This window comes from Pseudomonas sp. GW821-FHT09D08 (assembly GCF_059416305.1).
On the sequence record NZ_JBWKOX010000003.1, the window covers coordinates 215590 to 229303 of the forward strand.

Here is a 13714-nt window from a genome sequence, read left to right on the forward strand (position 1 = left end):
ATCAGGCGGGGCTTTTTTTATGTCCTTTACTTAGTCCGCACTAAAATTTAACCGTTTCGGCAGATCCACATCCCACAGAACACCCGCATCTTCCACCTGCACTTCCCGCACCCGGACACGTGCGAACAATGGCTTGCCTCCACGATCCCCGGTCAGCGCCATCAAGTCCGGACCAAAAGCGCGACCAAAGGCCACTGGATGCCCATAGTCACCCGCCTGCACCGGCACGCTGATGCCATCCTCCTCCAGCGCGTCAATCACCCGTTCAATGCTCGATGACTGGATAAACGGCATATCCCCCAACACCACCAGCCAGCCATCCGCCGAGGCACTGGCCGCGACGGCTGCGGCGATGCTCTCGCCCATGCCGGCTGACTGCAACAGCAAGACCTGGCAGCCATACGCCTGGGCCAACCGAATGATCTCCGTGCGATCCGGCGTGGTCACCAGCCAGCGCGCCATCAGGCGATCCGGCAAATTCACCAATACCTGCTCGATCACCGGACGCATCACCCCATCACGGCCCACGCAATCGGCCAGCAACTTATCCTGGTCAGCCCCCGCCTCGGCTCGGAACCGGCTGCCCCGCCCCGCCGCCAAGACAATCGCCGCCAGCATTATTCAGCAACCGCCGGCAGGGGCTTTTTCTGCATTGGCGCCACGCCGTTCTTGATCGCGACAATTTCCGCCATCAACGACAAGGCGATCTCCGCCGGCGTATGGCTACCGATATGCAGGCCAATCGGCCCATGTAAACGCGCAATCGCGTCCGTCGACAACCCCAGCGCCGCCAGGTTCTCGCGACGCGTCTGGCTATTGACCCGCGAACCCAGCGCGCCGATGTAGAAGGCACTGGAGTTCAACGCCGTCAGCAACGCCATATCATCAAGGCGCGGATCATGGGTCAGGCAGACAATGGCCGTGCGCTCGTCGGTCTGGATGTTCAGCACCGCCTCATCAGGCATACCCGGCACGAAGCGTCCGTGCTGCTCTTCCCAGCCGTAGACAAACTCACTACGCGGATCGCATATCAATACTTCGAAATCCAGCAGGCGCGCCATTTCCGCCACGTAGCGTGACAACTGCCCGGCGCCGATCAATAACAGGCGCCAACGCGGGCCGTAGATGGCCCGCAGGCGCTCGCCATCAAACGTGACGACATCGGTCTTGCTCGCCGCACTCAGGCTCACGTGACCCGTGGCAAGGTCCAGTTCGCGCGCGACAATTTCGTGGGCCTCACAGCGTGAGAGCAACTCCGCTACCCAGGCCCAATCATCCACGCGCTCTTCAGTGAGGCGCAGCGTGCCGCCACACGGCAAGCCGAAACGCGCGGCCTCGTCGCGAGTCACGCCGTACGTCACCAACTGCACCGGCGGCCCGTCGTGCCTCAGGCGACCATCCTGCAAGCGGGCGATCAAGTCGTCCTCGATGCAACCGCCGGACACCGAGCCGATCACCACGCCATCCCCCCGCAACGCCAACATGGCGCCCGGTGGACGCGGCGCGCTGCCCCAGGTCTGGACAACGCTATACAACACCACCTGCTGCCCGGCGCGGCGCCATTCGAGCACGCTGCGCAGGACATTCAAATCAACACTGTCCATATACCCTCCTGCCAGTCTGCGTTTGGAACATGCCGCGTAGCGCGAATTTCATCAGTCGCTGACTCTAAGTGAAAATATTGCAAAAAAGTAATCCCGCACAAACGCAAACGCCCCGAACCAGTCGGGGCGTTTGCGGATAGCTGTCGGCGCGGATTCACGCCATCAGCGGTTTACTTGATCACAGGGGCTGGGCCCTCGGCCACGCCCAAGTCATCGACTTCGCGGGTTTCAGAGATACCGGTACCGCCGGATGCCAGCTCGCTTTGCAGCTTGTCGGTGTCCAGTTCCTTGACCCACTTGGCCACAACGAGGGTAGCAACGGCGTTACCCACCAGGTTGGTCAGTGCACGGGCTTCGGACATGAAGCGGTCGATACCCAGGATCAGCGCCAGGCCGGCAACCGGCAGGTGGCCGACAGCCGACAGGGTGGCAGCCAGTACGATAAAGCCGCTACCGGTCACGCCAGCAGCACCTTTGGAGGACAGCAGCAGCACCAGCAGCAGGGTGATCTGGTGGGTGATGTCCATGTGGGTGTCAGTCGCCTGGGCGATGAACACGGCCGCCATGGTCAGGTAGATCGAGGTACCGTCGAGGTTGAACGAGTAGCCGGTCGGGATCACCAAGCCGACTACGGATTTCTTCGCGCCCAGACGCTCCATCTTGATCAGCATGCGTGGCAGTGCGGACTCGGAGGAAGAAGTACCCAGTACGATCAACAGCTCTTCACGGATGTAGCGGATCAGTTTCAGAACGCTGAAACCGTGGGCGCGGCAGATACCACCCAGCACCACCAGCACGAACAGCAGGCAAGTGATGTAGAAGCAGATCATCAACTGGCCCAACTGCACCAGGGAACCTACACCGTAGGCACCGATGGTGAACGCCATGGCGCCCAGGGCACCGAGTGGCGCGAGCTTCATGATCATGTTGATGATGTTGAACATCACGTGGGCGAAGCGATCGATGAAGTCCAGCACCGGCTTGCCGTAGGCACCCAGGCGATGCAGGGCGAAACCGAAGATCACCGAGAACATCAGCACTTGCAGGATGTCGCCGTTGGCGAAAGCGCCGACGATGGTGTTCGGGATCACGTTAAGCAGGAAGCCAACGATGCTCTGGTCGGCACCGGCAGTCACGTAGGCAGCGACTTTGGAGGCGTCCAGGGTTGCCACGTCGATGTGCATGCCGGCGCCCGGTTGCACGACGTTCACCACGATCAGGCCGATCAACAGTGCGATGGTGGAAACGATTTCGAAGTACAGCAGCGCGTAGCCGCCGGTTTTGCCGACCGATTTCATGCTTTGCATGCCGGCGATGCCGCTGACAACGGTGCAGAAGATGATCGGGGCAATGACCATTTTGATCAGCTTGATGAAGCCGTCACCCAGTGGCTTGAGCGCCACGCCGGTCTGCGGGTAGAAGTGACCGAGCAAAATACCGATAACGATTGCAACGATCACCTGGAAATACAGGGATTTGTAGATTGGCTGACGAGTCGTCATTGCAAAATTCCTCAATCGTCCCGTGTGGCAAATATCCGCCATTGCCCACGACACTTGAATTGCGAACCCTCCTGCACTGGAGGGATTTGTTGTTTGCGAAGCCTGTAGGACCAGGCCTGCGCTGTAATCCTTATCGCAAACGCCGTGCCACTTTGCTGAAACCCCCTGGGAGCCTTAATACATCAGGGTTGCGGATTTCAAAGCCGCCACCAATGTGCCGAATAGGCTGGCGGATTTCCGCCACGCCGCCCAATCCCGTCCTACAATTTGGCGGATATCCGCCTTGTCGCCCTGCCAGGTGATGACTACCATCCGCCATTCCATGGACGAGGGCCCCGCATGCGTGAACGTACCATCGCCAGCCATTACGCCCGGGCAGCCCTGGGCGGTGCGCGTCGAACCGGTTACGACTATTCGGGCCTGTTGCAACAGCTGGGCATCACCCCGGAGCTGTTGACCGAACCCCGCGCCCGCATTGCACCCGAGCAATTTACCCGGCTGCTGCAAATGCTCTGGCTGGCGCTGGACGATGAGTACCTGGGGTTCGCCGACGGGCCGAGCAAACGCGGCACCTTCGCCATGATGTGCCATGCGCTGATCCACTGCCGCACCCTGGAGAAGGCTCTGGAACGCGGCTTATTATTTTATAGCCTATTCCCACAAGGCCCGCGCTGGCAGCTGACACGGGAAGGCGAAATGGCCCGCCTGAGCCTGGATGACTCTCAACTGTGGGACCCGGATCACTTCCTCAGCGAATGCCTGCTGGTGATCTGGCACCGCCTGGGCAGTTGGCTGATTGGCCAGCGCATTCGTTTGCACCAGGCCACCTTCAGCTACCCGATGCCGGCCCACGCCGGTGAATATGACCTGCTGTTTCCCTGCGCCCAGGTGTTCGGTGCAGCGCACAGCAGCCTGGTGTTTCCCGCCCGCTACCTGAGCCTGCCGCTGTTGCAGGACGAACGCACCCTCAAGCATTTCCTCGAGCGCTCCCCCGCCGACCTGCTGTCACGCCCGGATGAAGGCGACAGCTTGAGCAGCCAGTTGCGGCGCTTGTTGAGCCGCGACCGTACCCCCTGGCCAGACCTGGAAGCCGTCGCCCAGCACTTGCACGTCAGCCCGCAAACCCTGCGCCGACATTTGCGCGAAGAAGGCACCAGCTTTCAGGCGCTCAAGGATGAATTGCGGCGGGACATCGCCATCTACCACCTGGGGCGGGCGGACTTGTCCTTGCAGGCGATCGCCGAGCAGCTGGGGTTCTCAGAACCGTCGGCGTTTCATCGGGCGTTCAAGAAGTGGACGGGGCTGACACCGGGGGCCTACCGGGCGCAGGAGAGTTAGCGCTGCGTCGTGTGTGAGGGCCTCATCGGGGGCAAGCCCCCTATAGGGCCAGCCCAGCCACTACCGTTCACAAGGCCGGAAAGTGAATCTTGAACGCCGCACCACCCAGCGGCGAATCCCCCAGGGTCAATCGCGCGCCGTAGCTTTCTATGATGTCCTTGACCACCGCCAACCCGATCCCCTGCCCCGGATGCTGACGGTCCAGGCGCTCGCCCCGTTGCAGGATCCGTGCACGCTGGTCCGGTGGCACTCCGGGGCCGTCGTCCTCGATGCACAACTCGAGCCCTTCGGAATTTTCCACCAGGCTGATGCGTACTTCACTCAGGCACAACCGGTAGGCGTTTTCCAGCAGGTTGCCGAGCAATTCAAGCAGGGCGCCCTTCTCGATCGGTACATCGCATTCGTGTGGCAGGTCAAAGGACACCGTGACGCCCTTGTCGCGGTAGACCTTGCCCAGCGTATCGCAGAGGCTTTGCACGACCGGCTCCAGGCGCACCTGATGGCGCACCAGGCCGCTTTTGCGCAGGCTGGCACGCTGCAGCTGGTAGCCGATTTGCTGGCTCATGCGTTCGATCTGGGATTGCAGCACCCAGGCCTGGTCGCGATCTTCCGGACGTTGCGCCATGTCTTCGCTCACGCTTTGCAACACGGCGAGTGGCGTTTTCAGGCTGTGGGCCAGGTCATCGAGGGAGTCGCGGTAACGTGCCCGTTGTTCGCGCTCGCTATGCAGCAGGCGGTTAAGGGAGCCGGTGAGACGCAGCAATTCGCGCGGGTGTTGCTCGGAGAGGCTTTCGCGGGTACCGCCTTCGATCTGGTCAAGCTCCTGGCTCAATCGCCGCAGGGCCTGCAGGCCCCAGGTCAAGCCCAGCCACAGCAAGGTCAGCAGCACCAGCAGTGCCGCGCCGAAGCCCAGGTAGAGGTTTTCGCGCAGGCCTTCGAGGGTCAATTGGTATTCGCGCACCGGTTGCAGGGCCACGATACTGAACGCCGCGCTCTTGCCGCCGAGCAGCCTGACCTCGACGTCATAGACGAAGAACTCCTGGCCGTCGGACTCGCGAATCCGCGCAAACTCATTGCCGCGCCCGTCATAGCGCGGCTTGTAGTTGATGTTTTCGTCCCGGGTGGCCCGCGAACGCCACACCAGGTGGCCTTCGCGGTCATAGATATAGCCGAGCAACCGGCTATCGGTGAGGTTGAAGCGTTCATCCGGCAACTGCGCCGGCATCAGCAGGCGATTGTTTTCCACCCGCGCGGCGGAGATCAGTGTGGTGACGTCCGACGCCAGGCGCTGCTCGATGGAATCCTGCAATGCCAGGCTGAACGCACCCTGCATGGCGGGCAACAGGCCCAGCATAAACAGCACGGCCAGGGTGGCGGCCGCCAGCATCAAGCGCACACGGAGCGAGCGAATCAACGGCAGCGCTCATTGAACAGGTAGCCCAGGCCGCGCACGGTATCGATCGGCTTGAACCCGGCCGGGCCTTCCAGCTTGCGGCGCAGGCGGCCGACCAGCACTTCAATCACATTCGGATCACGTTCATCGTCGTCGGGGTAGAGCTGCTCCATCAGGCGGTCCTTGGCGACGACCTGCTGGTGATGGCGCATCAGGTATTCGAGGATGCGATATTCATAGGCGGTCAATGCCAGGGGCTGTTCATCGAGGGACGCCTGCTTGCGGTTGAGGTCCAGCAGCAAGGGCCCGGCGACGATGGTCGACTGGGTAAACCCGCTGGAGCGGCGCAGCAAGGCGTTCATCCGCGCCTCCAGCTCTTCGAACTGGAACGGCTTGACCACATAGTCGTCGGCGCCGGCGGCCAGGCCTTCGACCTTGTCCTGCCAGTTGCCGCGCGCGGTGAGGATCAGGATCGGAAAGGTCTTGGCCTGGCTGCGCAGTTGGCGGATCAGGTCCAGGCCGCCCATGCCGGGCAGGCCCAGGTCGATGATCGCCAGGTCATGGTTGAATTGACCGGTCTGGTACAGGGCCTCTTCGGCATTGGCCACGGCCTCGACCACGTGGCCGCTGTCGGTCAGGCGGGTAAACAGGTGATGGCGCAACAGCGCCTCATCTTCCACCACCAGCAATTTCATAAGGCTCTCCAAAGCAAATCAACTGTCCGACAGAGGGGTATCATAGCGGCCCTGCAGATCTTGCGGGCGCAGTTTAATGCCGTTGAACCGGCCGGTCAGGTGTTCATAGCCGGCGCGATAGCTCGGCTGCGGGGTGGCCTGGCCCAGGGACTGGCCCCAGGGCGTGGGCTGACTGCCAGCATCTTCGATGCTGACGCGCTGCATCAGGATGCTGGATTTCTTGGTTTTCTCACGGCCGAATGCGGCAAAGGCACCATCGGAGGCCTGAACCCCGACGGTGGCACTGAGCATGGTTAAGGCCAACATCAGCTTCTTGATCGCAGTCATGGTGTTACCTCATTACGCGTTTGGCTGTGAGGCCAGACTACGCAGGCGCCCCTGAACTCCCCCTGAACGGGCTCTGAACCTCGCCTGAATCACGGCGGGCTATCCTCTTGCCCATCAACTCGGCAAAATACCGCCCATGACGCCCCTACCCGCTTGCTGCACCCCACTCGACGCCCATTGGCCGCTGCCCGCCCCCTTGCCGGGCACGGTGTTTCTCAGCACCCGGTTCGACCCTGCATTGCTGGCACCCGGCGACTTCCAGCACTGCGCCGTGCCGCCGCCGGCGAGCATCCAGCGCTCGGTGGCCAAGCGTCAGGCCGAGTTTCTCGCCGGTCGCCTGTGCGCGCGCGCGGCCCTGCAACAGCTCGATCAGATCAACTGCATCCCGGCGATCGGCGAAGACCGCGCACCAGTGTGGCCCGCCCATATCAGCGGCTCCATCACCCACAGCACCGGGCATGCCGCCGCGATTGTCGGGCACAAGGCACAATGGCGCGGGTTGGGGATGGACCTGGAGAACCTGCTGAGCCTGGAACGGGCGGAGCGTCTGGCCGGGGAAATTCTGACGGCGCAAGAGCTGCAGCGTATGGCTGATGTGCCGCGAGCGCAGATCGCCTTGCTGGTGACGCTGACGTTTTCGGTCAAGGAGAGTTTGTTCAAGGCGCTCTACCCGATCGTGCAAAAGCGCTTTTATTTTGAGCATGCCGAGGTGGTGGAGTGGTCAGAGGCCGGGCATGTGCGCTTGCGCTTGCTCACCGACCTGTCCAGCGAGTGGTGCCACGGCAAGGAACTTACCGCGCAGTTTGCGGTGAATGAGGGGCAGTTGTTGAGTCTGGTTGCCATCAGCGCTTGATACACCGCCATCAGAGTTTATCTTGATCCCTGGGCCAACTCAGGCTGAAGCACGCTCCACCCAGGTTGTTGCTCTTGCTGATCAACGCTCGCCCGCCGTGCCAATAAATGATGCGCCGCACAATCGACAACCCCAGGCCATGCCCGCCCGAGGCGCGGGTGCGGCTGTCGTCCAGGCGCAGGAACGGCGTGAAGATACGCTCCCAGGCGCTTTCCGGCACACCGGGCCCGTCGTCCTCCACATCAATACGACAACGCACCTGGCCCACCTGATAACTGATCAACACCTGGCCCTGGGCGTGGCGCATGGCGTTGCTCACCAGGTTTTGCAGGGCGCGGTGCAAGTAACGCGGCTCGGCATCGACCCAAGCGTCGTCCCAATGCGTTGAGGACAGGCAAATACCCCGTGCCACGGTCACCTGCGGGCGCAGTGGCGATAATTCGCCGATCACTTGATCAAGCAGCGCATCGAGGTCGACCCGCTGGAAAATCAACGCCGGCGCACCCTGCTCCAGCCTTGCATAGGTGAGCATTTCATCCACCAGGCCGTCGAGGTCCTGGATATCACTGTCCATGCCTTCCAGGTACTTGCGCCGCGCTTCAGGCGTGGCGGCGTCGCCGATCATCTCCAGGCCGAAGCGCAGGCGTGCCACGGGTGTGCGCAGTTCATGGGACACCGCGCGCACCAGTTCGCGCTGGATCGCCAGCAGTTGCTGCAGGTGCTCAGCCATGCCATTAAAGGCCGCCGCCAGGCGCCCCACCGAGTCGGCCCCCCGGGCCGGCACACGCACCTCGAGATTGCCTTTGGCGATGCGCGTGGCGGCGGCTTCCAGGCCTCGGAGCCGGCGCTCAAGCTGACGCACCAATAGATAGACAATCAGGCCGATCAGGGTCAGGCCGATCAACGCGATCAGGATCAGCCATTGCGCCGGGTACGGGTTCATCTGATACAGCGGGCCGAGTTCCAGCACCCAGGGCGTGCCGACCATGCCGGCAAACACGCGGATCGAATCGCCGCCCTTGCCCAGGGCCATGACCGTATCGCCCTCCGATACACGGCGGCGTTGGTCGTCGTCCATATCGGCCTGGTCGAGGGTCATCAGGTGCATTTCGAAACCAAAGCCCTTGGCTTCCTTTATATCCGCCAGCCGTTGCGGCTGCTCGGCCACGGGGAAGCGCACCAGTTCATCGGCCAGCAGGTAAATGGTCGCGCGGGCCAGTTGCTCGCTGATCTGCTGCACCTCCCCCGTCAAAACCCACTGTTCCTTATCGCTGACCAGGCGCAGCACCCGGGCGGCGTGGGGGCCGGTCTGTTCCACCAACACCTGGCCGCGTTGCAGGCGGGTGCGCTGGCTGAGGTCCAACTGGGCATCGGTGAGGCTGCGTAATTCCAGGGGAATCCCGAGCAAACGCTCCCACACGGCCAGGGCGCGCTGGCGTTCGATGGCGCTCATGGGCTGCAGGTTATCGCCCATCAAGGCAAAGGTGCCGTGGGCCAGGCGCTCGCGGTATTGGCCGCTGCGCACCTCGTTGAGCAGGTGCAGGGCCAGCACGCCGAGCAGCGCCACCAGAATCAGCGCCGCGCACATGCCGCCATAGATACGCAGGAAGATCGAGTTCACAACGACATATCGGCAGCGGCTTCAGGGACGAACAGATAGCCTTTGCTGCGGATGGTCTTGATCAGCCGTGGGTGGATCGGGTCATCGCCGATTTTCGGGCGAATCCGTGAGATGCGCACATCAATGGAGCGGTCCTGGCCGTCGTAGCCTATGCCGCGCAGGGCGATAAAGATTTCTTCGCGGGACAGGATGCGCCCGGCATTCGCCACCAGCAGCCACAGCAGGTCGAACTCGGCACTGGTCAACTCGATACCGTTATCGTGCAGCCAGGCTTCGCGCAGGGCGTTGTCCACCAGCAGCGGGCCGAATTGCAGACGGCGCTGGCTTTCCACGCCGGCGGGTTCCGCCGGCTCACTGCGGCGCAACAGGGCCTGGATACGCGCGAGCAACAGGCGCGGGCGCACGGGTTTGCACACGTAGTCGTCGGCGCCCATGTCCAGGCCGAGCACCTGGTCCATGTCGTCGGTGCGGGCGGTGAGCATCAGGATCACGCCGTCGTAGCGTTCGCGCACTTTGCGGCAAATGCTCAGGCCGTCTTCGCCGGGCAGCATCAGGTCGAGAATCACCAGGTCCGGTTGCTCGGCGATGATCCGCGCCGCAGCCAGGGCGCCATCACCTTCCACAGAAACCCGCAGGCCGTTGCTTTCCAGGTAATCGCGGGTCAACTCGGCGAGTCGCTCGTCGTCCTCGACGATCAGGATGTGCCAGGCTTCTTGCTCCACGGGTGATCCTCGTTGTTATAAAGGGATGCGTTGGCCGAGCAGGCCATACCTTACTTGTAATGTTTTGAGGGCATAACAAAGGCCGATTGTAGCCATGCCCAAGCCCTCTCGCACAAGCCGGGAAATCCATTCGGTGATCGCGCTTTTCTGTGATAGGGTTCGCGCCCTCAAAAATCCAGCCGGCTGTTTTCAACTTGGAATATTCAGTGACAAACGGCCGAATCCAGCAGTGCTGCGGCCTACACGGGTGTTCCACGTTTCATACACATTTTACCCACAACGTTATCCACAGGTAGTGCGTTGCTAAGCCCCCCAAAACGCATTATCTTGTAGCTCGGCGCAAAAAAAACCCTACATGTAGGGTTTTCAGCGAAAAGACCCAACACAAATCAGACAAGAAACTCAAGCCCTTTCTTGCTTCTGTTGGGTCTAATCCAAGCATTTTTTGAAAGCCCAAACCGCTCAAGCGGATGGCAGCCGTTTTCCAGCTCCAACAGCGGAAAACGGTACGGGTGTTGCAGTGCTTGAACCTGGCAACTGTCACCCACCAGGAATACGGCCAAGGGCGTTTGAGCCCCGAACCGAAGACTTCGGCATGGAAGCGGCGCGTTCAGCTCCCTTCCTCCTGTCCCGAAGTTGTTATGCCAGGCCCAGGCCTGCTGTAAGTGCTTCAGGACGGAACGGTGGGCACCGTGATGGTGCCCAAATAAATATAGAAATGTGGAGACAACCCCCCATGCAAACCGACACAACTCGCGAGAACCCGCAAGGCTCCGTGCCGCAGGCCGCTGATTCGACTATGGATCTGTCCGCCACTGCACCTGGCCAATTGCGCGTGATCAAGCGTAACGGGACTGTCGTTCCTTACACCGATGACAAAATCACCGTCGCCATCACCAAAGCGTTTCTTGCAGTTGAAGGCGGCACCGCTGCTGCCTCGTCGCGCATCCACGACACCGTTGCCCGCCTGACCGAACAGGTCACCGCGACCTTCAAGCGTCGCATGCCGTCGGGCGGCACCATCCACATCGAAGAAATCCAGGACCAGGTCGAACTGGCCCTGATGCGTGCCGGCGAGCAGAAAGTGGCCCGCGACTACGTGATCTACCGCGATTCGCGCGCCAAGGAACGTGCCGTCCGCACCCCGGCCGAAGAAGCCGCCGTGCAAGCGCACCCGTCGATCCGCATCACCCTGGCCGACGGCAGCTTCGCGCCGCTGGACCTGGGCCGCCTGAATACCATCATCACCGAGGCCTGCGAAGGCCTGGAAGAAGTCGACGGTGACCTGATCCAGCGCGAAACCCTGAAGAACCTGTACGACGGCGTGGCCCTGACCGACGTCAACACCGCCCTGGTGATGACCGCCCGTACCCTGGTTGAACGCGAGCCGAACTACTCGTTCGTGACCGCGCGCCTGCTGATGGACACCCTGCGTGCCGAAGGCCTGGGCTTCCTGGGCGTGGCCGACAGCGCCACCCACCACGAAATGGCCGACCTGTACGCCAAGGCGCTGCCTGCCTATATCGCCAAGGGTATCGAATTCGAATTGCTGAACCCGGTCCTGGCCACCTTCGACCTGGAGAAACTCGGCAAGGCGATCAACCACGAGCGCGACCAGCAGTTCACCTACCTGGGCCTGCAAACCCTGTACGACCGTTACTTCATCCACAAGGACGGGATCCGCTTCGAACTGCCGCAAGTGTTCTTCATGCGCGTGGCCATGGGCCTGGCGATCGAAGAGAAGCACAAAGAAGACCGTGCGATCGAGTTCTACAACCTGCTGTCGTCCTTCGACTACATGTCGTCCACTCCCACCCTGTTCAACGCCGGTACCCTGCGTCCACAGCTGTCGAGCTGCTACCTGACCACCGTGCCGGATGACCTGTCGGGCATCTACCACGCGATCCACGACAACGCCATGTTGTCCAAATTCGCCGGTGGCCTGGGCAACGACTGGACACCAGTGCGCGCACTGGGTTCGTACATCAAGGGCACCAACGGCAAGTCCCAGGGCGTCGTACCGTTCCTGAAAGTCGTGAACGACACCGCCGTAGCGGTCAACCAGGGCGGCAAGCGCAAAGGCGCTGTGTGTGCCTACCTGGAAACCTGGCACATGGACATCGAAGAGTTCATCGAGCTGCGCAAGAACACCGGTGATGACCGTCGTCGTACCCACGACATGAACACCGCCAACTGGATCCCTGACCTGTTCATGAAGCGCGTCTTCGATGACGGCAAGTGGACCCTGTTCTCGCCCTCCGAAGTACCGGATCTGCACGACCTGACCGGCAAGGCCTTCGAAGAGCGCTACGAGTACTACGAAGCCCTCACCGAATACCCAGGCAAGGTCAAGCTGTTCAAGACCATCCAGGCCAAGGACCTGTGGCGCAAGATGCTGTCGATGCTGTTCGAAACCGGCCACCCATGGCTGACTTTCAAGGACCCGTGCAACCTGCGCAGCCCACAGCAGCACGTGGGCGTGGTCCACAGCTCGAACCTGTGCACCGAGATCACCTTGAACACCAACAAGGACGAGATCGCCGTTTGCAACCTGGGCTCGATCAACCTGCCGAACCACATCGTCAACGGCAAGCTGGACACCGCCAAGCTGGAACGCACCGTCAACACCGCCGTACGCATGCTCGATAACGTGATCGACATCAACTACTACTCGGTGCCACAGGCGCAGAACTCCAACTTCAAGCACCGTCCGGTCGGCCTCGGCATCATGGGCTTCCAGGACGCACTGTACCTGCAGCACATTCCCTACGGTTCGGACGCTGCGGTCGAGTTCGCCGACAAGTCCATGGAAGCGGTCAGCTACTACGCGATCCAGGCTTCCTGCGACCTGGCCGACGAGCGCGGCGCCTACGAGACGTTCCAGGGTTCGCTGTGGTCCAAGGGCATCCTGCCGCTGGATTCGCAACAGATCCTGATCGAAGCCCGTGGCCAGAAGTACATCGACGTTGACCTGAACGAATCCCTGGACTGGGCACCGGTACGTGCCCGTGTGCAGAAAGGCATCCGTAACTCCAACATCATGGCCATCGCACCGACCGCGACCATTGCCAACATCACTGGCGTATCGCAGTCGATCGAACCGACCTACCAGAACCTGTATGTGAAATCGAACCTGTCGGGCGAATTCACCGTGATCAACCCGTACCTGGTCCGCGACCTGAAAGCCCGCGGCCTGTGGGACTCGGTCATGATCAACGACCTGAAGTACTACGACGGTTCCGTGCAGCAGATCGAACGCATCCCGCAGGAACTCAAAGAACTCTACGCGACGGCCTTCGAAGTGGACACCAAGTGGATCGTCGACGCCGCGAGCCGTCGCCAGAAGTGGATCGACCAGGCTCAGTCCCTGAACCTGTACATCGCCGGCGCATCGGGCAAGAAGCTCGACGTGACCTACCGCATGGCCTGGTACCGTGGCCTGAAAACCACTTACTACCTCCGTGCCCTGGCCGCGACCAGCACCGAGAAGTCGACCATCAACACCGGTAAGCTGAACGCTGTGTCCAGCGGTAACCACGGTGATGATTCGGTGCTCGCCGCCCCGGCCGGCCCGGCGCCAGTGCCAAAGGCCTGCGCGATCGACGAGCCGGATTGTGAAGCTTGCCAATAAGCTGAGGCACTTTCAGGTTTAACTATCT

The 13714-nt window shown here is 61.6% G+C and carries 12 protein-coding genes; 3 read left to right on the forward strand and 9 right to left on the reverse strand.

All coding sequences use genetic code 11. The features are described 5' to 3' along the window. Positions 1-30 precede the first annotated feature (30 nt). From AC07OP_RS07135 to AC07OP_RS07150, 4 genes are all read right to left on the reverse strand, one after another. Positions 31-621, reverse strand: coding sequence for a nucleotidyltransferase family protein (locus tag AC07OP_RS07135; RefSeq protein ID WP_027607798.1), 591 nt, complete (start codon positions 619-621; stop codon positions 31-33). Next, a complete protein-coding gene (locus AC07OP_RS07140) occupies positions 618-1604 on the reverse strand; it encodes an XdhC family protein (protein ID WP_495100585.1) in 987 nt (328 codons plus the stop codon). Before AC07OP_RS07140 ends, AC07OP_RS07135 begins: the two co-directional genes overlap by 4 nt. Before the next feature lie 170 nt (positions 1605-1774). Then, on the reverse strand, positions 1775-3106 hold the full coding sequence (locus AC07OP_RS07145; RefSeq protein ID WP_115488990.1) for a dicarboxylate/amino acid:cation symporter: 1332 nt from the start codon (positions 3104-3106) through the stop codon (positions 1775-1777). Between the two features lie 174 nt (positions 3107-3280). Next, positions 3281-3418, reverse strand: a complete 138-nt coding sequence (locus AC07OP_RS07150; protein WP_155954385.1) for a hypothetical protein — start codon at positions 3416-3418, stop codon at positions 3281-3283. 27 nt (positions 3419-3445) lie between these two features. Here AC07OP_RS07150 and AC07OP_RS07155 point away from each other — a divergent pair, with 27 nt between their 5' ends. Beyond that, positions 3446-4444, forward strand: a complete 999-nt coding sequence (locus tag AC07OP_RS07155; RefSeq protein WP_495100584.1) for an AraC family transcriptional regulator — start codon at positions 3446-3448, stop codon at positions 4442-4444. 67 nt (positions 4445-4511) lie between these two features. Here the strand turns inward: AC07OP_RS07155 and AC07OP_RS07160 are convergent, their stop codons facing one another. Genes AC07OP_RS07160 through AC07OP_RS07170 form a run of 3 tightly spaced genes read right to left on the reverse strand, consistent with a single transcriptional unit; the run spans position 4512 to position 6859 of the window. Continuing rightward, positions 4512-5858 carry an ATP-binding protein gene (locus tag AC07OP_RS07160; RefSeq protein WP_141155816.1) on the reverse strand — a complete coding sequence of 449 codons (1347 nt, stop codon included), beginning with the start codon at positions 5856-5858 and terminating at the stop codon, positions 4512-4514. Next, complete coding sequence (locus AC07OP_RS07165) at positions 5855-6532, reverse strand: response regulator (protein WP_017138377.1); 678 nt, start codon at positions 6530-6532, stop codon at positions 5855-5857. Before AC07OP_RS07165 ends, AC07OP_RS07160 begins: the two co-directional genes overlap by 4 nt. A gap of 18 nt (positions 6533-6550) precedes the next feature. Further along, positions 6551-6859 (reverse strand): hypothetical protein, encoded by a 309-nt coding sequence (locus tag AC07OP_RS07170; protein WP_115488987.1) that lies wholly within the window; start codon positions 6857-6859, stop codon positions 6551-6553. A gap of 136 nt (positions 6860-6995) precedes the next feature. On the opposite strand from AC07OP_RS07170, the gene AC07OP_RS07175 reads away from it, so the two are divergent. Next, complete coding sequence (locus tag AC07OP_RS07175) at positions 6996-7712, forward strand: 4'-phosphopantetheinyl transferase family protein (protein ID WP_253491783.1); 717 nt, start codon at positions 6996-6998, stop codon at positions 7710-7712. Between the two features lie 10 nt (positions 7713-7722). Here the strand turns inward: AC07OP_RS07175 and AC07OP_RS07180 are convergent, their stop codons facing one another. Together AC07OP_RS07180 and AC07OP_RS07185 are read right to left on the reverse strand one after the other, a co-directional pair. Then, positions 7723-9333, reverse strand: a complete 1611-nt coding sequence (locus AC07OP_RS07180; RefSeq protein WP_495100583.1) for an ATP-binding protein — start codon at positions 9331-9333, stop codon at positions 7723-7725. Beyond that, on the reverse strand, positions 9330-10055 hold the full coding sequence (locus AC07OP_RS07185) for a response regulator (protein ID WP_495100582.1): 726 nt from the start codon (positions 10053-10055) through the stop codon (positions 9330-9332). The genes AC07OP_RS07180 and AC07OP_RS07185 overlap by 4 nt, the downstream gene beginning before the upstream one ends. Positions 10056-10791: 736 nt before the next feature. On the opposite strand from AC07OP_RS07185, the gene AC07OP_RS07190 reads away from it, so the two are divergent. After that, positions 10792-13686, forward strand: a complete 2895-nt coding sequence (locus AC07OP_RS07190; RefSeq protein WP_495100581.1) for a ribonucleoside-diphosphate reductase subunit alpha — start codon at positions 10792-10794, stop codon at positions 13684-13686. Positions 13687-13714: the final 28 nt, after the last annotated feature.